Consider the following 19,322-nt stretch of genomic DNA (forward strand, 5'->3'; position numbering starts at 1 on the left):
GAATGTATCGCACTGATGACCTGAACAACCACGAACTCGACGTGTATTCCGGGGCTGATGCCGGATAACGACGGTCGCCCTGTGCCGGTGCCGCCGTTGTATGAACAGGCCATCTCACACGGCATGGCTCGCCTGCGGGCAATCTATGAACAGACGTTTCGTGATAACGAGCTGGATGGGCTGATCTTCCCCACCTCACCTGTCGTCGCGCCTTTAGCCAACGAGGAGGTTAGTTCGGCACAGAACTTTGCCCGGCTGATCCGCAATGTGGACCCAGGGAGTAACGCCCGGTTACCGGGGCTGTCGTTGCCGATCGGCAATGGCCCCACCAGCCAGCTGCCAGTGGGAATTGAGATAGACGGCTTACCGGGTAGCGATGCGCAGATTCTGGCGATAGGCGCTACGCTAGAGCAGATCTTAAAGCCGTGATCCATCGGCACCTGATCTTTCAAGGATCAGGTGCTAAACAGCATCCGCGAACACCATCCGGGCAAAGCCCGCCTCGAGCAGTTTCATCGTGACGTCATGAATATTCTTCTCTTCTCGCTGGGCATCCGGCAAATCAAAGCTAATCACCGCATCCTTCACCACCGTCATTTTCAGCCCCAGATCTGAGCCATGCCTGACGGTGGAATTCACGCAGAAGCCAGCAACGGCGCCCATCACCACCACCTCTGAGATCCCCTTCGCCTCCAGATAGTGTTTCAGGTCGGTAGAGGCAAACGCCGATGAGGTCCGCTTAATGAAAACGCGTTCGTCGGGGGTAGGTTCAAAATCACCGATCGCCGGATAAAAAGGCGAATCCTGATGCAGCACGCTGCCTTCTTCGGCCGTCTGATGAACAACGTGGGCCACCAGCGCCTGTTCCTTTCGGAATTGACGTAAAACGATTGTCATATTGTTGATGGCATTGGACGGATAAAATTGAACGCCTTGATTGATCCGGTCTTCAACAAACTTCTGCATATCGATAATCAGTAATGCTCTGGACATCTGGTTTCCCCGTTCAGTGACGTGCGATGGACTCCCTTTACGTATCGCAACCTTAGCACGCTCTCTGTGATTGACTTACCCCCGAATAATAAGAGAATAAGCGTTCCCGGCGACTACCCATAAACTGGAGCCTATCATCGCCCGTTCACGCCGTTTTCAGCCTGTGGCACAGCACCTTAAACGTTCGAGCGTATTGATCGCCTGGGCATTTTTACTGGCCAGCTGCAGCTCTACCCCCCCCAAATCGCTGGTGACTCCACTGCCGCCGGTCGCTAAACAGCCGCTGGTGCAAAAGTCGCAGCGCAATGAACCGGTGCGCGGCGTCTGGCTGGCGACCGTGTCACGTCTCGACTGGCCGCCGGTCTCGTCGGTGAATGGCGTTAACCCGGCGTCGCGTAACCAGCAGCAGCAAAAAGCCCTGACCGACAAGCTGGATAACCTGAAAAGCCTCGGCATCAATACCGTGTTTTTCCAGGTCAAACCTGACGGCACGGCCCTGTGGCCCTCACGAATACTGCCGTGGTCGGATATGCTGACCGGCAAAATTGGTCAGGATCCGGGCTACGATCCGCTGCAATTTATGCTCGACGAAGCGCACAAACGCGGGATGAAGGTTCACGCCTGGTTTAACCCTTACCGCGTCTCGACCAATACCCGCCCGGGTACCGTGGCGGAGCTGAACCGTACCCTGTCGCTCAATCCTGCCAGCGTGTTTGTTCTGCACCGTGACTGGATCCGCACGGCGGGCGATCGCTACGTGCTCGATCCAGGTATTCCAGAGGCGCGGGACTGGATTGCCAGTATCGTGGCGGAAGTGGTGTCACGTTATCCGGTGGACGGCGTGCAGTTCGATGACTATTTCTATGCGGAATCGGCAGGCTCTGCGCTGAATGACAACGCCACCTGGCGTCAGTACGGGCAACAATTTGCCTCGAAGGCCGACTGGCGGCGCGATAACACCCAGCAGCTGATTGCTCAGGTGTCGCGCACCATTAAGCAGATCAACCCGAACGTCGAGTTTGGCGTGAGCCCGGCAGGCGTCTGGCGTAACCGTTCCCACGATCCGGCCGGATCCGATACCCGGGGCGCGGCGGCTTACGACGAGTCCTTCGCCGATACCCGGCGCTGGGTACAGCAGGGGTTGCTGGATTATATTGCCCCGCAGCTGTACTGGCCGTTTGCCCGCGATGCGGCGCGCTATGACGTGCTGGCCAAATGGTGGGCCGACGTCGTGAAGCCGACCCATACGCGGCTGTATATTGGCGTGGCGCTGTATAAGGTGGGCGAACCGTCCAGCAAAGAACCTGACTGGACGGTGAACGGCGGCGTGCCAGAGCTGAAAAAGCAGCTCGACCTGAACGAGTCTGAACCGCAGATCGACGGGACGATCCTGTTCCGGGAAAATAACCTCAATCAGCCTCAGGCCCAGGATGCGGTCCGCTATCTGCGAAGCCGCTGGGGGTCGTAAGTCGCGCATTCAGGCGCCTGTATTCTCCAATGCAGGCGCTTGCTGACCCCTCTATTTTCTTGTAACCTTCCCCGCTTTCTCACTTGCCAGATAACAACCGGACGCCTATGACTGCTCAACCTTCGAAAGATCCTCTCCACGGCGTTACCCTCGAGATGCAGGTCACCGCCCTGGTGGCACGCTACGGTTGGGCCGGGCTGGGTAAGATCATTAAAATCAACTGCTTTAACAGCGACCCAAGCGTGAAATCGAGCCTTAAATTCCTGCGCCGCACGCCCTGGGCCCGCGCCGAGGTCGAAGCCCTGTATCTGGACTCCCTCGACGACCCGGCCCCGGCCGCCGATGACGAAGACGCCACCAGCCCGTGGGCCAGAGCTCTGGCCGACAAATAGCCTGAAATTAAGGCCGTCTGAACAGCGCGATACTGCGGCCCGCCAGTTCAAACACCGCCTCCTGCATGACCTTGCGGGGATGATTGTCATCTTCGGCGGTGCTCAGCTCCAGCGTCCATCCTCCCTCGCCGTGCTGCGGAAGACTAAACGGCACCGGACTGTCGGCGGGATTAATCAGCAGCAGCACATCATGCCACAGTCCTTCCTGCGTTTTCAGGTCCGGGCGACTGATATACAGCCCCAGCGTTGTACCCGCCTCCCAGTCTTCTGGCTGCTGCGCTCCCCCTCCCGCATTAAACCAGTGGATCTCCATCCCGTCTCGCCAGCTCTCGCGGCGCAATAGCGGCTGGGTGGTGCGCAGGTGGATAAGCTGGCGGGTAAATTTGCGCAGCGCATCGGCGCTCTCGGGCAGGTTTTCCCAGTGTACCCAGCTGATCTCGCTATCCTGACAGTAACCGTTATTGTTCCCCTGCTGGCTGCGACCAAACTCATCCCCCGCCAGCAGCATCGGCGTACCGTGGGAAAAAAACAGCGTGGTGAGCAGGTTGCGCTTCTGCTGCTCTCTTATCGCATTAATCTGTTCGTCATCGGTCGGGCCTTCCGCGCCATAATTCGATGACCGGTTATCGTTGTGGCCGTCGGTGTTATTGTCGAGGTTGGCGTCGTTGTGCTTCTCGTTAAACGACACCAGGTCGTTGAGGGTAAAACCGTCGTGCGCAGTAATAAAGTTGATACTGGCCCACGGACGTCGACCGCGCAGGTCGTACAGATCGCCGGATCCGAGCAGTCGGGCGGCAAAGTCAGACGACAGGTTATCGCCCCGCCAGTATTCGCGCACGGTGTCGCGGTACTTGTCGTTCCACTCGCCCCAACCCGGTGGAAATCCGCCGACCTGATAACCGCCAGGTCCGATATCCCACGGCTCGCCAATCAGCTTCAGTTTTGACAGCACGGGATCCTGCATCATGGCGTCAAAAAAGCCGCTGCGCTGATCGAACCCTTCTGTCTCGCGTCCCAGAATGGTCCCCAGGTCGAAACGAAAGCCGTCGATATGCATCGACTGCGCCCAGTAGCGCAGCGAATCCATTACCATTTGCAGCACCCGGGGATGTGAAGTATTTAGCGTATTACCGGTTCCGGTATCGTTCACGTAATAGCGATGCTGATCGACGACAGTGCGGTAATAGGAGTAGTTATCGATCCCTTTAAACGACAGGGTCGGCCCCAGTTCGTTCCCCTCGGCGGTATGGTTATACACCACGTCAAGGATCACCTCGATACCGGCATCGTGAAAGGCGCGCACCATATCGCGAAAGCCCTGAATTCCCTGGGGTCCGCAGTAGCGTGATGCCAGTGAAAAGAAGCCGAGCGTGTTATAACCCCAGTAATTTTTCAGCCCTTTATCCAGCAGATGCTGATCGTCCGGGAAGGCATGTACCGGCAGCAGCTCCACCGAGGTAATACCCAGGCTTTTGATGTAATCCACCGCCGCTTTATGTCCCAACCCTTCATAGGTGCCGCGCAGTTCAGCGGGAATGGCCGGGTTGAGCTGGGTAAAGCCCTTCACGTGGGTTTCATACAGAATGGTACTGCCCCACGGCACCGCCGGGCGATGCGGGTCCTGCCCGTCGAACACGGTAGGGTCAATCACCCGACATTTAGGCGTAAACGGCGCGCTGTCGCGGGTATCAAAGCTTAAGTCTTTATCTTCATGCCCCAGTGGCCAGGCAAAGTGGGCATCGTTCCAGCGCAGATCGCCCACCAAATCCCGGGCATAGGGGTCAATCAGCAGCTTATGATGATTAAAGCGATGGCCATTTTCGGGATCGTAAGGCCCGTATACCCGATAGCCATACAGGGCGCCGGGTTTCAGATCCGGGACATAGCCGTGCCAGATCTCATGGGTATATTCCGGCAGTTCCAGACGTGCAATCTCGGCTTTGCCACTCGGATCGTACAGACACAACTCCACGCGCTCGGCGTGAGCCGAAAACAGCGCAAAGTTAACCCCTTTGCCGTCGTAGTTCGCCCCAAGCTGATGGCAGTCACCTGCCCGGATCTCATAGCGTTTATCGTTTGCCATACTCTCTCCCTCGAACACAAAAAGGTCTTGCCAAAATTAATCGCAGCCAAGTAATACCCGCCAGCAGTCCCGCGTCGTCGCGAGTTGCAGGCTTTCATTTAATAACAAAGTTTCACCGCTGAAGCAGTCCCGGTAGCGACGGTTCGCCAGCCCCGCAGGCAAGATCACCTCGGTCTGCGCCCACAGCGCCGCCCCGCTGACCGGAAACGCGTCCAGAGCGGCATCAAACGCCAGGCGGGGTGCCACCACAATCAAGGCATCGCCGTCATCAATGCGCGCAAAGGCAATGGCTTTATCCGCCTGCTCGCCGGTGGTGATCAGCGCCGTGTAGCTGCCCAGACGGAACAGGGCCGGTTTTTGCTGACGCAGCTGCAGCAGAGTGGCAATCACCGACTGCTTGAGTTGCCCGTCCAGCCAGCTGGCAATACCTGCGGGTTTTGCGCTGAGCTGCTGCGTGAGTTGGGCGTAATCCGGCTCCCGGCGGTTATCCGGGTCAACCAGGCTAAAGTTAAGCCCCTCGCTGCCCTGATAAATATCCGGCACGCCGGGGGCGGTGAGTTTGATCACGGTCTGACTCAGGCTGTTGATCAGCCCGCTGAGAATAAAGGGCCGTAACGCAGTGCTAAAATCCTGTAAGAACAGCTGATTGTCGGGCGACAGCAGATGGGCGGCGTAGGCCAGCACCACCGTTTCATAGGCTTCATTGCTGTCCACCCAGTCGGTGCGCAGTTTAGCTTCGCGCAGCGCTTTCTCGACGAAGGCCAGGAACCGTTCCTCAAGCGCTTTCAGGCCTGCGGTATCCTGCGGATCGAGCTGCGGCGGCCAGACGCCGGCCAGCGCCTGATACAGCATCCAGGTATCGGCTCCGCGCGGTGCGGTTCCGTCATTCAGAAAGCGGACGTGGGTCTGGTTCATCTGCTGCCAGCGGGCCACACATTCAGCCCAGATCTGCGGCGCTTCGGTCAGGGTGTACAGCCGGGCGCGGGCGTCTTCGCCCCGCTTGGTATCGTGGGTCGAAGTCCCGGAGAGCGCATCCGGCTGCCGTTCCCGGCGGGTCGCCATCTCGTGATGAAAGCGGGTCAGGGAAAAGCCGCGCGGTACCGGCTCGGCGCCCACTTCATTCAGGGCCAGCCCCATGTGCTGACGGAAAAAGAGCGTGTCTTCGACCGACTTGGCCATCAGCGGCCCGGTCAGCTGCTGGAAGCGGGTACGAAACTCTGTTGCAGTGTCCGTATCCGCCACCTCACCCGTCAGGATCCGGGTCAGCAGCGCCAGCGCCGCCGGGTCAACGCTGACCTTCGCCACCACGCTGTTCAGCAGCTGCAGATCCGCGCCCGACAGCCCTTGTGCCGTACCGTAGGTGCGATACACAGGGAAAGCCACCAGCAGCTCCCGCAGCGCCAGTCGCAGCACATCTTCTTCGATTTCGCCCTGCCCGGCCTTCAACGCCAGCTGCAGCAGGGTGTTAAATTCACCTTCGAAGTTGCGCTCCACCATCAGCAGCCGGGCCGCGCGCAGCTCGGCGTGCATATCCACCGGTTTGCCCATCACCTCGTCATAAACCTGACGCAGAATGTCGATGCGTTCGTCATCCACCAGCACTTCAGAGAGTGAGGCGATAAATTCATACCCGGTGGTGCCGGATATCGGCCAGTCGGTCGGGAGATGCTCCCCTTTACCGAGGATCTTCTCTACCGTGATATAGCAGTCTGCCCCGGCCTGCTGGCGCAGACGCTGCAGATAACCGCGCGGATCGGCCAGACCATCCACATGATCGATGCGCAGGCCGTCCACCGCTCCCGAACGCACCAGCGCCAGAATCAGGGCATGGCTGTCGTCAAACACCGCCTCGTCTTCAACGCGCACTCCGACCAGGCCGGTTATCTCGAAGAAACGCCGCCAGGAGAGATCGCGCGGGGCATCACGCCAGCTGGTGAGGCGATACGGCTGCTGGTCATGCAGTTCGGCAAGTGTTGCCGGGTTGCACAGCGCCAACACCTCATTTTCTCGTCCCACCCAGCTGTCGGGCGTTAACGGGTAATAATCGTCAAAATACGCCAGCGCCGGTTTGCCGGTATGGGGATCGCGCTGCACGCTAAGCTCGCCCTTCTCCAGCGCCACCTCTGCGTCATCGCCGAGGAACGGCAACGTCAGCCGCCGTGACCAGTCGATATCAAAATGCCGGGCAAAGCGGCTTTTCTCGCCGTGCTCAATCACATCCCGCCACCAGGCATTCTCCAGTGAGGTGGACATGTGGTTCGGCACGATATCGAGGATCAACCCCAGCCCGGCCGTTTTGAGGGCGCTGACCATCCGCTCAAACCCGGCCCGCCCGCCAATCGCCGGGTCAATTTCGTTCACATCGGTCACGTCGTAACCGTGCGTGGAGCCGCTGGCGGCGGTAAAAATGGGTGACGCGTACAGGTGGCTTATCCCGAGCTGCTGCAGATAAGGCACCAGGCTGGCGGCACGATCGAACGTCATGCCGTTTCGAAACTGAATACGCCATGTTGCGGTGGGGATCATCGGGTAGTCTCTCCCTGTGCAAAGCGCACAATAAGGGTATCAGGATGCAGTTCAGTGCGGGCGTCTGGCCAGGCAAACAGGGTTTCACCGGCGATATCAGGCAGGGTTTCGTGACGATCGCTGGCATTCAGCGCCAGCGTCAGGGTGCCCTGCGGGAAGGTCCAGCTCACCACCATGCAGCCGGGTGCGGTTTTCAGCACCTTACCGGTACCACCGCGCGCATTGGCCAACAGCGGCACAATCGCCTGCTGACGGAGCTTCAGCAACTGCTGCGTAAAATGCAGCCACGCCTCACCGTCAGGCTGGTTGAGTTTGTCCCAGTCGAGCTTCGAGCGGTTGAAGGTTTCGAGGGCGTTGGGATCGGGCACCGTTTCGTCGTGATCGGCAAACTCGCGAGCCCGCCCTTCGCGCACCGCGCGTGCAAGATCCCCATGGAAATCAGTGAAAAACAGGAATGGCCGGGTTTCGCCATACTCTTCGCCCATAAACAGCAGCGGAATATGCGGTGACAACAGCAGCGCGGCCTGCAGCACCTGCGTTCGCGCTTCTCCGATAAGGCTAATCAGTCGGTCGCCCTGGGCGCGGTTGCCCACCTGGTCGTGATTCTGGATAAAATCGACAAATGCCACCGGGGGCTGGCAGCGGCTGTCAACGCCGCGCCGTTCACAGGTCTGCGGGGAGCGATCGCCCTGGTAGGCAAATCCTTCGGTCAGCGCCCTCGCCAGCCATTTCTCGGGGTGATCCGCAAAATCCAGATGCCAGGCGTGGGTTTCGCCGGTGACCATCACGTGCGCGGCGTTATGCATATCGTCATTCCACTCGGCGGTAAACAGTGGAGCCGCACCATCCTCTGTACGCGGATGCAGATACACGACATTGCGGCTGTCTTCGGTGGTGAGATGCACGGGGCGGTCGGTGATCTCGCGGCGGATCCGCTCGGCAATCTCAATCAGCACGTGCGTGTCGGCGCTGTCTTTGATCTGGTCGATGGCGTCAAAACGCAAGCCGTCGAGGTGATACTCCCTCAGCCAGAACAGCGGCGCATCGGTAATGTACTCCCGCACCGGGTCGAGATCGTAGGCGATGCCGTTGCCCCACGGGGTCATTCGTTCAGGATGGAAAAAGTCCGGGGCCAGAAGCGGCAGATAATTGCCCTCCGGGCCGAAATGATTCAGCACAATATCGAGGATCACCGACAGCCCCAGTCCGTGGGCCGTATCGACGAAAGCTTTAAGCTCATCCGGGGTGCCGTAGGCGCTGTGTGGGGCATACAGCAACACGCCGTCATAACCCCAGCCGCGCTTGCCGCCGGCCTGCGAAACGGGCATCAGCTCAATGACGGTAATGCCGAGTTCAGCCAGATACGAGAGTTTGTCGGTGGCGGCGCGGAAGGTGCCTTCAGGGGTAAAGGTGCCGATATGCAGTTCGTAAATCACGCTCTCTTCCCAGGCGCGCCCCTGCCAGTCGGTAAACTGCCAGGCGTAACTGTTCGGGTCGTATACCTGAGAAGAGCCGTTCACATCCCCCAACTGGGCGCGGGATGCCGGGTCCGGCACCGCGGTGCCGTCAGCAAGAATAAAGCTGTAGGGAGAACCGGGGGCCACGTTCGCGACGCACAATGCAAACCCGCCGCTGCCGGTCGGGTTCATGGGTATCGTGTCCCCTTTTACTCGCAGTGAGACCTGCTGCTGCCCGCTGGCCCACAGCCGAAAGCGCGTTTCACTGCTGTCTGAATACTCACATCCCCAATACTTAATCGATTTTGCCGTCATTCCTTAACCTCTTCTGCGCGTGAATTACAAGCATAGACCAGGTTAGTTGAGGTGACGGGCAGCGCTACAGTAAGGGGATTAGACAAGGGGACCGCGAAGCGGCAATTTTCCTGGCCGGGAGCCGGGATGGTAAAGGGGGCGGCGAAGAGCCCCCTTTACACGTTCACGTGTGACGCGGCATACAGAGAAATGCGAAACCTATAGTGAACGGAATGACCACCGGTGCCAGTATGTTTCCCCTCACCCCAACCCTCCCCCCAAAAAGGAGAGGGAGCCGTCCGTGCAACGATATTAAAGCGCGGGATGCCCGCTCACCGCCGGCTGCGGCCAGTGAATATCCCCCACGCCGTTTAGCTGTGGGCGGGCGAACAAAAATCCCTGAAAGCGTTTGATGCCCGCAGACTCAAGCCAGCACCACTCTTCAATGCGTTCGATGCCTTCCGCCACCAGCGCAATCTCCAGATCGGTACAACAGCTGATGATTGACTTCACAATCGCCTGCTTGGGCCCGCTGAGGTGGATGTCGCTGATGATTTCGCGGTCGATTTTGAGTTTGTCTGGCTGAAAGCGTGTCAGCAGCGACAGCCCGGCATAGCCCGAGCCAAAATCGTCAATCGCCAGGCCGATCCCCGCCGCCCGTAGCTGTTTAATGGCGCTATTAAACTGATTAAAGCCGGAGATCATTTCGTTTTCGGTTACTTCAATCACCACCTGCTCAGGCTGTAGGCCGTGGGCCAAAATCTTATCCATCAGAAAATCGACCGCGCCGGGGACATTGACCAGCGACATGGGCAGCAGATTGATGGCAATTTTATGGTCGCCAATACCAATTTTCTCTGCCAGCGCAAAGGCATACGCCTTGGTCAGCAGATCCACTTCGTACACTTTATCCTGATCGATGGTGTTAAAAAAATGCTCCGGGCTGCCCCCGTCATTGCCACGGATCAGCGCCTCCAGTGAAGAGATTTTCCCCTCAGAGGGTTCCACAATGGGCTGCAGCGCAAACTGACAGGGCTGATTGTCGATAAGGCCGGGGATGGCATGGCCAAATGGCGCATGCTCCGGGATAAGCGTCCAGTCGTCCGGGTGCAGGGTTGGACGGGGCACAGGCTGCTTCTGTCGGTTGATAAACGAGCGAATAAACTTGAACACTTTGTCTTCCGCCGTCAGGTACCGCTCCAGCTTGCTGTAGCGCAGCACGGTGGACAACACCGAATCCGGGGCGTCGGTGCAGAGATCAAACAGCAGCATCCCGATATTTTCGAAGCGTCTGCGCGGACCGTAATCGCGCATCAGTTCCACAACGTTCAAATGGCGGCTGTCGGCACGGATGGTGGCGAACAGGGTATTGATGTCCTCTTCCGCCCCTTCGAGGATCTGCAGAAAATCGACGCCGTTGAACAACAAAATGCCGGTGATGTTGCGCGCGGCATTGCGCAGCTTCGCGGATTCGACAAGGGATGTCAGGGAAAAAGATTCACAGGATAAATTTAACTGGCTTTTGTAGATGAGCGTAGTGAGCACAGCAATTGTTCCCGACTGAATATTTAGGCTTATAGCGTCTTGTTTAGCATAAAAGACATTTGCCGACTAATAGTATTAGAGTGAGTAAATGTCAAAACGCGTTTCGGCTCATAAATTATCGAGGTGAATGTATCGTATCCGCTCCCCCCTTCAAGCTGTTACTCCTGCTGTGCTTGCCGGTTTACGCGCTGGCCGCCCCGCTGGTGCCACCGTCCGGTTTTAGTCAGCCGCTGCCGCACACGGCGTCGGGAGGTTGCGTCACCCTGCCCGCGCCCTATACCGATCCGCTGACGTTACGCAGCAAATATGAGGGTTCAGACAGCGCCCGTGCGACCCTGAATCCCGACGCCGAGCTGGCCTTTCGCAACGCGACAAAACCCATTGTCGAATTTGAACGCGGTATTTCTGAGATGGTCTGGCGATATAAAAAGAGCGGAGATCCGCAGACCTTAACCTGTTTGCTGGCGGGCTTCAGCGCCTGGGCTAACGCCGGGGCGTTGCTCTCCCGGCAGACCAGCCACACCGGACGCGCGATGCGCAAGTGGGCGCTGGCCACTCTCGCCAGCAGCTGGCTGGAGCTTAAATTCATGCCCGGCGCGCTGCTGCAGGACCAACAAGCGACCGAGCGCTGGCTGGGTCAGCTGGCAGAACGGGTGGTACAGGAGTGGGACGGACTGCCGCTGAAGAAGACCAATAACCACAGCTACTGGGCGGCATGGGCCGTGATGGCCACCGCCGTGGCGCTCGACCGGCGGGATCTGTTTGCGTGGTCAATCAAAGAGTACCGCATCGCCGCCGGGCAAATTGCCGCCGACGGAACGCTGCCCAATGAGCAAAAACGCGGTGCGCGGGCGCTGGATTATCATAACTATGCCCTGCAACCGCTGGTGATGATCGCCAGTTTTGCCAGGGCGAATAACCAGGATGTGATGGCGGAAAATAACGGCGCGCTGGCGCGTCTGGCGGGATATGTACTGCGCGAGGACGATACGCATCTGACGTGGCTGGAGCCCTGGTGCGCGATGACGGCCTGCAGTGATGTGACACTGTCACGCCTGCAGGCGCATCGTCCTCTGCAAGATCGCCGCCTCGGCGGCAATCTCACGGTGCTGTATCAGCGCTAAATCTGCGCCATCCCGCCATCGACTAACAGCTCGGCGGCATTGATAAAGCTGGCAGCATCGGAGGCGACGAACGCTACCGCTTTGCCCACCTCTTTCGCCGGTACCATATCGGCGTGAACGAAAGCAACGGCCATCTGGCAGCAGCAGTCGCTGGCATGGGGATTATCCAGACATTTCGTTATTCGGTGGGGGCACTGCTTGAGGCGGGAACGCTGATTGAAATTCTGCAAAAATGGCGACCGCCACAGTATCCGTTTTACGTGGTCTACCCGAAAAACCGGCATGTGACGCATCGCCTCAGGGTGTTTATCGCCTGGCTCGCGGAGGCGTTTCCGCAGGCGCTACAGAAGTAGCCGGGCGCAACGCCCGGCAGGAGGATCAGTTCAGGGTGTAATCAAGCGTGATTTCCGCGTTCAACACCTGTGACACCGGGCACCCGGCTTTGGCTTTCTGAATCACCCCGTCAAACTGCTTGGGGTCAATCCCCGGAACCCTGACTTTGCTCTGCAAGGCCACTTTGCTGATAGCAAAACCGCTGTCGGTTTTATCCAGCGAGACCACCGCTTTGGTGTCAATGGAATCGGCGGTATAACCGGCCTCCCCCAGCATCAGCGACAGCGCCATCGAGAAACAGGCTGCATGCGCTGCACCTATCAGCTCCTCGGGATTGGTCCCTTTCTCGCCTTCGAAGCGGGTATTAAAGCCATAAGGTTGCTGGTTGAGAACGCCACTTTCCGTAGAAACCGTCCCCTTGCCGCGTTTGATATCGCCAGACCAGTGCGCTGAACCGTGCTTATGAATCGTCATGCTTATTCTCCTTTTGGCGTAGAAAGGAATAAGTATAGAAGAGTGATGCCGCTTTGCGGGAAAGAAGGAAAAATCTCATGCCTTTGCGCAAATAAGCGCCTGCTATAGTGATATTTCAACAAGGAGAAAAACATGCAATCACCGGTCAGAGGTCTCGATCACATTGGTATAACCGTCCCGGACATTAATCAAGCAACCCTATTTTTTGAGCAGGCATTTGACGCCCAGGTAATATATTGTTCCGTAGAACCCGGCGACAACAATACTGACCCCGCCGCGCAGCAGGCGACGCTACGGTTATTTCCCGGGACAGAAATACGCGCCATTCGGATGCTGGCCCTGCCACACGGGCCGGGAATTGAACTGTTTGAAATGCATGGCTCGCAGCAGCAGGCACCGGCCATGCCGAGCGACTTTGGTCTGCAGCACTTCGCCGTCTATACCGATGATATTACAGCGGCTATCGCCCGCTTCACCGCCGCGGGCGGCGAGATGTTTACCGAACCGAAGGCGCTCTCCTTCCCGGCCGAAAAAGGCGAAGGCAACGCTTTCTGCTACGGTAAAACCCCCTGGGGTAGCGTGATTGAATTAATTACCTGGCCGTCCCAGATGCCTTATGAAAAATATACCGCGCTACGTCGCTGGAAACCCTGATATATCCTCATTAACAGTGTGAAGATGATATTTTTATTTCTAAGACGAGTCTTAAACACAGCGTCACGAATTTTTGTCATTCTGGCGTTGAATTAACTTGTTGCACGCCGGAACATTAAACAGAAAACGACACGGAGGCACTATGTTTACTTACACATCTGCACACACACCGTCCGCACAGCCGGAATTGGTTAATGCGATTGCACAGGGTTTACGCGCTGAACAGGGCGCTGTCACTGAAGATGACATTTTAATGGAACTGACCAAGTGGGTGGAAACCACCGACAATGACATCCTCAGTGACATCTACCAGCAGACCATTAACTACGTGGTCAGCGGTCAGCACACCAGTTTTTGAAAACCTGCTAAGCTGGATCTGCACCTAAGGGGTTACATTTCGTTCGCCTTAACACTATCAACAGGATTGAGGAGTTAACATGAAATCGAACCGTCAGGCACGTCATATTCTGGGGCTGAACTACAAGATCTCGAACCACAAAAAAGTGGTGATTGAGGATAGTCAGGAAACAGTCTCTACCCATGCGACCGGCAGAAGACGTCACACCGACAAGTAATAACGCCAGTCAGACTCACAATACCATCGGCCCTGCCGGTGGTTTTTTGTTTTCAGGGCACGGGTTTTTAACATTCACCTCCTTTATACTACCCGCCTGACGCCTCCCTGATAGCGCACCACTGCCGATGATGAACAACAGTGCCAGGGATGGATTATTAAAATTTAAGTGAGTGACATGGACAACAAAGCGAAAACCAACCGTTCCCTTTATATCCCTTATGCCGGGCCCGTGCTGCTGGAATTCCCTCTGCTGAACAAGGGCAGCGCCTTCAGTAAAGAAGAGCGCAGCAGCTTCAACCTGCTGGGACTGCTGCCGGAAGTGGTGGAAACGATCGAGGAACAGGCCGAGCGCGCGTGGATCCAGTATCAGAGTTTTAAAACCGAAATCGACAAACACATTTACCTGCGCAATATTCAGGACACCAACGAAACCCTCTTCTACCGCCTGGTGGAAAACCATCTCGACGAGATGATGCCGGTGATCTACACCCCTACCGTCGGGGCCGCCTGCGAACGCTTCTCCGAAATTTACCGCCGTTCGCGCGGGGTGTTTATCTCGTGGGCCGATCGCCACAATATGGACGATATCCTGCAGAACGTGCCCAATCACAACATCAAAGTGATCGTGGTGACCGACGGGGAACGTATTCTCGGCCTGGGCGACCAGGGGATCGGCGGGATGGGAATTCCGATTGGGAAACTGTCCCTGTATACCGCCTGCGGCGGTATCAGCCCGGCGTATACCCTGCCGGTAGTGCTGGATGTCGGTACCAATAACCAGCAGTTGCTGAACGACCCGCTGTATATGGGCTGGCGTCACCCGCGTATCACCGATGAAGACTATTACCAGTTCGTCGATGACTTTATCCAGGCCGTTAAACAGCGCTGGCCGGACGTGCTGCTGCAGTTTGAGGACTTCGCGCAGAAAAACGCCATGCCGCTGCTGAACCGCTATCGCGACGAAATTTGTTCCTTTAACGACGATATCCAGGGCACCGCTGCCGTTACCGTCGGCACGCTGATTGCGGCCAGCCGCGCGGCGGGCAACCAGTTGGGCTATCAAAAAATCGTCTTCCTGGGTGCTGGTTCCGCCGGGTGCGGGATCGCCGAACAGATCATCGCCCAGACGCAGCGCGAAGGCTTAAGCGAAGACCTGGCGCGCTCGCGGGTATTTATGGTTGACCGCTTCGGCCTGCTGACCGATGCGATGCCAAACCTGCTGCCGTTCCAGAACAAACTGGTGCAAAAGCGCGAAAATCTGAAAAACTGGGACACCGACAGCGAAGTGCTCTCCCTGCTGGATGTGGTGCGCAACGTGAAGCCGGATATCCTGATCGGCGTATCCGGTCAGACCGGACTGTTCACCGAAGAGATCATCCGCGAGATGCACAAATACTGTGCCCGCCCGATTGTGATGCCGCTCTCGAACCCAACTTCTCGCGTCGAAGCCACTCCGCAGGACATCATCACCTGGACCGAGGGCAACGCGCTGGTCGCCACCGGTAGCCCGTTTGCGCCGGTCGTGTGGAAGGATAAAACCTACCCGATCGCCCAGTGCAATAACTCCTATATCTTCCCGGGGATTGGCCTGGGGGTGATCGCCTCCGGGGCGTCGCGTATTACCGACGAGATGCTGATGTCCGCCAGTGAAACGCTGGCGAAGCACTCGCCGCTGGTGAATAACGGCGAAGGTCTGGTATTGCCGGAGCTGAGGGACATTCATATTGTTTCGAAAGCTATCGCCTTCGCAGTCGGCAAAATGGCCCAGCAGCAGGGCGTGACGGTGAAAACCTCTGCCGATGCACTGCAGCAGGCGATTGACGAGAACTTCTGGAAGCCGGAATACCGCAACTACCGTCGGACCTCTATCTAGCCCCAGGCACCACAGTGACAGCGAGGCTTAACTGCCCGCTGTCTATCAACCTCTGGAATGACAGATAACAAAAAACCCGCACTGGGCGGGTTTTTTTATTACCAATTACGCTTATCTGCTCAGACTGCTGTCTTCATCGCGATGACAAGCCTGGTTGATAATTAGCGCATATTACAGCGGTGAGACGTTACCGGCTGCTGGGCCTTTTGCGCCGCTTTCAATGGTGAAGGAAACTTTCTGGCCTTCATCAAGAGTTTTGAAGTTGTCGCTCTGAATAGCAGAGAAGTGTACGAATACATCTTTGCTGCCGTCGTCAGGAGTGATAAAGCCAAAACCTTTATCAGCGTTAAACCATTTTACTAAACCAGTCATTTTGTTAGACATAGATACTTCCTTAATTAATGAGCCACGTAAATGCGGCTGTGATGGCCTGTATTTTTAGAGTTACTTATTGGGCACTATAGAAGAGGCTCATGAAGAAGGGTATCGTGTGATAACACTTGAACTGAGGACTGCTTTACTAAAACTGCTTTCATAAGGTCTGCTTTCCAAACCGGTAAGCCATTAAGACATAAAGAAATTAATTGTACAATGTTTATCTTTATTTATTTTAACCACTTAACCGCCCGGATGGCTATGCGGCTGATAACAGCTTGTCGCTTCAAGGCAGAATTATCTGCAGTGAAAATAAAAAACAAGCATCATGCGGTTCAAACGTGTAAGGTATCCGTCCCTTAAATCAGGAGATGCCTATGTCTGGACGTAAAAACACGCAAGCCACCCGTCGTAATCACTTAGTTAAATGCCCATGCCCAAGCTGTTCAAAAGATTCTGAACATAGCTTCAGTCGCGTACAAAAAGGGGCGCAACTTGTCTGCCCGTACTGCAGTACCTTATTCAAATCAACGCAACGAATTTAAAACGTCAGCTCTTGCCAAATGAGACGGATGAATAAATTCAGTAATCAACTCATTTGGCAATCTTAACTGACAATAAAATGGCGTCTGCTCAGACGCACTCCGGTAAGGTTTATTGCAACCGATCGCTATTTATTTGTCGCAAAGTATTACGCTGGCAGCTGCAGGACCTTTGTCACCACTGCGGATTGAAAATTCAACCTTTTGCCCTTCAAAAAGTGTTTTTAAGCTATCCCCTTCAAATGCAGAGAAATGAACGGCAACATCTTTACTGCCATCCAGCGGAGAGATAAAACCAAAACCTTTATCATCTTTAAACCACTTAACCAAACCTTTAATTCTTGCGGACATACGGACTCCTGTTGAACATTTATAATGTGTTAGCGTGAGTAATAAACGTAGGGTATTAAGCGTATGGACTCAAAGGGAGGGGATATCAGCGATAGCGCCAGGTCATGAGGACGTCTAAGAAAAATCTTTTACGTTTGTTTGCGTATTGCAACTAAGCCTTTCATTAATGCACGGACAGCATTAATAAGCAAATTTTATTTTAGCTAACCGGCGGCGCTGACAAGTAAATAACATTGCGCTGCCCCAGGGAACCGCCCTTCCCTTGTCGGACTTCCCATTCCCCGCTACACTCCTGTAACTCATTAATCTGACCCATTTATAAGGAGGCTAATTATGCTGTGCTGTGAAATTTTTGATATTTCACTTCACCTTGGTGATCGCACCAGCTCAAGCGTTATCGGTTTCGTGCTGCGATAACTTCGGCTTGAGCGAAGACACCTAAGACAATCCCTTCTCTCGGGCTTACCGGGTTATCGTCAGCGATGATTGACGAGGCATTTCTATGCCTGCAACTCTTGAGTAAGCAAATGAGCACACTACTGACTGCACAATCTCTGCGTGTTGATACCGCCTTCGACACCCTGTTTAACGACCTCACTTTTACCCTGAAAAAAGGCGACCGCATTGGTCTGCTTGGCGATAACGGCTGCGGTAAAAGTACCCTCCTGAAGATCCTCGACGGCACCGACACCCCGGCATCCGGGACGGTAGCGCTGGCCGGACACTGCCTGATGGCGCGGGTAGAACAACATCTCCCGGAATCGGTCTACCCCCTGACCCTGCTCGACGCCGTACTGGCGCAGCTGCCGCTGACCGAACGTGAGAGCCTGCGCTGGCGGGCCGAATCACTGCTGGCCGGAATGGGCTTTTCGGTTGCTGACACCGGGCTGCAATCGGCGACCCTTAGCGGCGGGCAGCATACGCGCCTGCTGCTGGCGCGGGCGCTGATAAGCGAACCGGATCTGCTGTTGCTGGATGAGCCGAGCAACCACCTCGATCTGCCCACCCTGCTGTGGCTGGAGCAGTTTTTACAGGCCTGGTCCGGCAGCTTTGTGCTGGTCTCTCACGACCGACAGCTGCTTGACGCCGTCACTAACGGCAGCTGGATCCTGCGCGACAAAACGCTGCACGCCTTCGCCCTTCCCTGTACCCGCGCGCGCCAGGCGCTGACGGCGAAAGACGAAAGCGATGCCCTGCGTCGTAAAGCCGAGCAAAAGGAGATCGACCGGGTGACCGTCAGCGCCAAACGGCTGGCCACATGGGGGAAAGTCTACGACAACGAAGATCTGGCCCGCAAAGCCAAACAAATGGAGCGCCAGGTCGAACGACTGAAAGAGAGCCAGACGTCGCTAACCGCCGGTAGTCCGTGGACCTTGACCCTGCACGGCGAGGCGCTGCCCGCCAACCGCCTGCTGGAGATTGACACCCTCGAGGTGCCGCCCGCACCGGGCCTGCCCACGCTGTTCGCGGTGCAAAACATGCGGATGAAAAGCGGCGATCGGGTGGCGATTGTCGGGCGCAACGGCTGCGGAAAATCTTCCTTGATGAAGCTTATCTGGCAACAGTTTATCGGCAACAGCGCTAACGGCGGATTAAACATCCATCCGCGCGCCACGCTGGGGTATTACGACCAGACGCTGCACCAGCTGGCGGATGACACCACGCTGAGTGACGCCCTGGAGCCGTTTGCCGCCGATCCGCAGGTCCGCAAAATGGCGTTAATCAGCGCCGGGTTCGGCTGGCCGCGGCATGGACAACGGGTCAGCACCCTGAGCGGTGGCGAACGTTCGCGGCTGCTGTTTATCGGCCTGACGCTCGCCCGCTTTAGCCTGCTGATGCTCGATGAACCGACTAACCATCTGGATATAGAGGGCAAAGAGGCGCTGGCCGAAACCCTGCACCAGTTTACGGGCGGCGTGCTGCTGGTCAGCCATGACCGACAGCTGATTAGCCAATGCTGCAATCGTTTCTGGCTGATTGAGGATGGCAAGCTAAGCGAATGGCACGATGCCGATGCGGTATTTGCCCGTCTGCGTGACAGCAGCGTGCTGAATACCGTGCCGGTTTCGACAGTCGAGGATAAGCGTAAAGACGTCGCCGACGATCGGCTGGAGCGGTTAATCCGGCTGGAAGCACTGCTGGAAGAAGACCAATTGCGTAAGCCAAAGCATCAGAAACCGCAGCTTCAGGCCCAGTGGCGGGAGGAAATAGCTGCGCTCACCGCACAGCTGTAAGCCCGTGCCCGGCGGTATATGCCGCCG

General features: G+C 56.6%; 18 protein-coding genes and 2 pseudogenes. 11 read left to right on the forward strand and 9 right to left on the reverse strand.

The genetic code is table 11. From position 1 onward, the window contains the following. The first annotated feature begins 57 nt into the window (after positions 1-57). A complete protein-coding gene (locus M8013_RS22925; RefSeq protein WP_271270042.1) occupies positions 58-429 on the forward strand; it encodes an amidase family protein in 372 nt (123 codons plus the stop codon). Positions 430-462: 33 nt separating this feature from the next. On the opposite strand, the gene M8013_RS22930 is transcribed toward M8013_RS22925, so the two are convergent. Further along, a complete protein-coding gene (locus tag M8013_RS22930; RefSeq protein WP_271270043.1) occupies positions 463-993 on the reverse strand; it encodes an isochorismatase family protein in 531 nt (176 codons plus the stop codon). Positions 994-1,156: 163 nt separating this feature from the next. Between M8013_RS22930 and M8013_RS22935 the strand changes: the two genes are divergently transcribed. Continuing rightward, positions 1,157-2,461, forward strand: a complete 1,305-nt coding sequence (locus tag M8013_RS22935; RefSeq protein WP_271270044.1) for a glycoside hydrolase family 10-like protein — start codon at positions 1,157-1,159, stop codon at positions 2,459-2,461. A gap of 107 nt (positions 2,462-2,568) precedes the next feature. Next, on the forward strand, positions 2,569-2,853 hold the full coding sequence (locus M8013_RS22940) for a VF530 family protein (RefSeq protein ID WP_271270045.1): 285 nt from the start codon (positions 2,569-2,571) through the stop codon (positions 2,851-2,853). Between the two features lie 7 nt (positions 2,854-2,860). Here the strand turns inward: M8013_RS22940 and glgX are convergent, their stop codons facing one another. From glgX to M8013_RS22960, 4 genes are all read right to left on the reverse strand, one after another. Continuing rightward, a complete protein-coding gene (gene glgX, locus M8013_RS22945; RefSeq protein ID WP_271270046.1) occupies positions 2,861-4,936 on the reverse strand; it encodes a glycogen debranching protein GlgX in 2,076 nt (691 codons plus the stop codon). Between the two features lie 36 nt (positions 4,937-4,972). Next, the gene (treY, locus tag M8013_RS22950) at positions 4,973-7,462 is read right to left on the reverse strand and encodes a malto-oligosyltrehalose synthase (RefSeq protein ID WP_271270047.1); all 2,490 of its coding nucleotides are present in this window, start codon (positions 7,460-7,462) and stop codon (positions 4,973-4,975) included. Beyond that, entirely contained in the window at positions 7,459-9,234 is a 1,776-nt protein-coding gene (gene treZ, locus M8013_RS22955) for a malto-oligosyltrehalose trehalohydrolase (RefSeq protein ID WP_271270048.1), read from the reverse strand. The genes treY and treZ overlap by 4 nt, the downstream gene beginning before the upstream one ends. Positions 9,235-9,525: 291 nt before the next feature. Further along, positions 9,526-10,758: a diguanylate phosphodiesterase gene (locus M8013_RS22960; RefSeq protein ID WP_271270049.1), complete on the reverse strand. Its 1,233-nt coding sequence runs from the start codon at positions 10,756-10,758 to the stop codon at positions 9,526-9,528. Between the two features lie 173 nt (positions 10,759-10,931). Here M8013_RS22960 and M8013_RS22965 point away from each other — a divergent pair, with 173 nt between their 5' ends. Then, positions 10,932-11,882 carry a mannuronate-specific alginate lyase gene (locus M8013_RS22965; protein WP_271270050.1) on the forward strand — a complete coding sequence of 317 codons (951 nt, stop codon included), beginning with the start codon at positions 10,932-10,934 and terminating at the stop codon, positions 11,880-11,882. Here the strand turns inward: M8013_RS22965 and M8013_RS22970 are convergent. Next, a pseudogene (locus M8013_RS22970) lies at positions 11,879-11,974 on the reverse strand (SDR family oxidoreductase); the annotation flags it as partial. The gene M8013_RS22965 and the pseudogene M8013_RS22970 sit on opposite strands and share 4 nt — an antisense overlap. 9 nt (positions 11,975-11,983) lie before the next feature. Between M8013_RS22970 and M8013_RS22975 the strand changes: the two are divergent. Continuing rightward, positions 11,984-12,235: pseudogene (locus M8013_RS22975) on the forward strand (LysR substrate-binding domain-containing protein); the annotation flags it as partial. Between the two features lie 25 nt (positions 12,236-12,260). Here M8013_RS22975 and M8013_RS22980 read toward each other — a convergent pair. Then, on the reverse strand, positions 12,261-12,689 hold the full coding sequence (locus M8013_RS22980) for an OsmC family protein (RefSeq protein ID WP_271270051.1): 429 nt from the start codon (positions 12,687-12,689) through the stop codon (positions 12,261-12,263). A 132-nt stretch (positions 12,690-12,821) separates the two neighbouring features. On the opposite strand from M8013_RS22980, the gene M8013_RS22985 reads away from it, so the two are divergent. From M8013_RS22985 to M8013_RS23000, 4 genes are all read left to right on the forward strand, one after another. Further along, complete coding sequence (locus tag M8013_RS22985; protein ID WP_271270052.1) at positions 12,822-13,343, forward strand: VOC family protein; 522 nt, start codon at positions 12,822-12,824, stop codon at positions 13,341-13,343. 142 nt (positions 13,344-13,485) lie between these two features. Continuing rightward, on the forward strand, positions 13,486-13,701 hold the full coding sequence (gene bdm, locus M8013_RS22990) for a biofilm-dependent modulation protein (protein WP_271270053.1): 216 nt from the start codon (positions 13,486-13,488) through the stop codon (positions 13,699-13,701). Positions 13,702-13,780: 79 nt separating this feature from the next. Then, complete coding sequence (sra, locus tag M8013_RS22995; RefSeq protein WP_271270054.1) at positions 13,781-13,918, forward strand: stationary-phase-induced ribosome-associated protein; 138 nt, start codon at positions 13,781-13,783, stop codon at positions 13,916-13,918. A gap of 177 nt (positions 13,919-14,095) precedes the next feature. After that, positions 14,096-15,793 carry an NAD-dependent malic enzyme gene (locus M8013_RS23000; protein ID WP_271270055.1) on the forward strand — a complete coding sequence of 566 codons (1,698 nt, stop codon included), beginning with the start codon at positions 14,096-14,098 and terminating at the stop codon, positions 15,791-15,793. Between the two features lie 171 nt (positions 15,794-15,964). On the opposite strand, the gene cspE is transcribed toward M8013_RS23000, so the two are convergent. After that, positions 15,965-16,177, reverse strand: coding sequence for a transcription antiterminator/RNA stability regulator CspE (gene cspE, locus M8013_RS23005; protein ID WP_062772542.1), 213 nt, complete (start codon positions 16,175-16,177; stop codon positions 15,965-15,967). 368 nt (positions 16,178-16,545) lie between these two features. Between cspE and M8013_RS23010 the strand changes: the two genes are divergently transcribed. After that, on the forward strand, positions 16,546-16,713 hold the full coding sequence (locus M8013_RS23010) for a YnfU family zinc-binding protein (protein ID WP_271270056.1): 168 nt from the start codon (positions 16,546-16,548) through the stop codon (positions 16,711-16,713). A gap of 129 nt (positions 16,714-16,842) precedes the next feature. Here the strand turns inward: M8013_RS23010 and M8013_RS23015 are convergent, their stop codons facing one another. After that, positions 16,843-17,061, reverse strand: coding sequence for a cold shock domain-containing protein (locus M8013_RS23015; protein WP_271270057.1), 219 nt, complete (start codon positions 17,059-17,061; stop codon positions 16,843-16,845). Between the two features lie 527 nt (positions 17,062-17,588). Between M8013_RS23015 and M8013_RS23020 the strand changes: the two genes are divergently transcribed. Beyond that, positions 17,589-19,295: an ABC-F family ATP-binding cassette domain-containing protein gene (locus M8013_RS23020; RefSeq protein ID WP_271270058.1), complete on the forward strand. Its 1,707-nt coding sequence runs from the start codon at positions 17,589-17,591 to the stop codon at positions 19,293-19,295. The last annotated feature ends 27 nt before the right edge of the window (positions 19,296-19,322 follow it).

The sequence above is a fragment of the Silvania confinis genome, assembly GCF_025564085.1.
GTDB lineage: Bacteria > Pseudomonadota > Gammaproteobacteria > Enterobacterales > Enterobacteriaceae > Enterobacter > Enterobacter confinis.

Bases quoted from the DNA above. Each gene is read 5' to 3' on its own strand.
- M8013_RS22925 (WP_271270042.1), top strand. From the start codon at position 58: ATGCCGGATAACGACGGTCGCCCTGTGCCGGTGCCGCCGTTGTATGAA.
- M8013_RS22930 (WP_271270043.1), bottom strand. From the start codon at position 993: ATGTCCAGAGCATTACTGATTATCGATATGCAGAAGTTTGTTGAAGAC.
- M8013_RS22940 (WP_271270045.1), top strand. From the start codon at position 2,569: ATGACTGCTCAACCTTCGAAAGATCCTCTCCACGGCGTTACCCTCGAG.
- glgX (WP_271270046.1), bottom strand. From the start codon at position 4,936: ATGGCAAACGATAAACGCTATGAGATCCGGGCAGGTGACTGCCATCAG.
- treY (WP_271270047.1), bottom strand. From the start codon at position 7,462: ATGATCCCCACCGCAACATGGCGTATTCAGTTTCGAAACGGCATGACG.
- treZ (WP_271270048.1), bottom strand. From the start codon at position 9,234: ATGACGGCAAAATCGATTAAGTATTGGGGATGTGAGTATTCAGACAGC.
- M8013_RS22980 (WP_271270051.1), bottom strand. From the start codon at position 12,689: ATGACGATTCATAAGCACGGTTCAGCGCACTGGTCTGGCGATATCAAA.
- M8013_RS22985 (WP_271270052.1), top strand. From the start codon at position 12,822: ATGCAATCACCGGTCAGAGGTCTCGATCACATTGGTATAACCGTCCCG.
- bdm (WP_271270053.1), top strand. From the start codon at position 13,486: ATGTTTACTTACACATCTGCACACACACCGTCCGCACAGCCGGAATTG.
- sra (WP_271270054.1), top strand. From the start codon at position 13,781: ATGAAATCGAACCGTCAGGCACGTCATATTCTGGGGCTGAACTACAAG.
- M8013_RS23000 (WP_271270055.1), top strand. From the start codon at position 14,096: ATGGACAACAAAGCGAAAACCAACCGTTCCCTTTATATCCCTTATGCC.
- cspE (WP_062772542.1), bottom strand. From the start codon at position 16,177: ATGTCTAACAAAATGACTGGTTTAGTAAAATGGTTTAACGCTGATAAA.
- M8013_RS23010 (WP_271270056.1), top strand. From the start codon at position 16,546: ATGTCTGGACGTAAAAACACGCAAGCCACCCGTCGTAATCACTTAGTT.
- M8013_RS23015 (WP_271270057.1), bottom strand. From the start codon at position 17,061: ATGTCCGCAAGAATTAAAGGTTTGGTTAAGTGGTTTAAAGATGATAAA.
- M8013_RS23020 (WP_271270058.1), top strand. From the start codon at position 17,589: ATGAGCACACTACTGACTGCACAATCTCTGCGTGTTGATACCGCCTTC.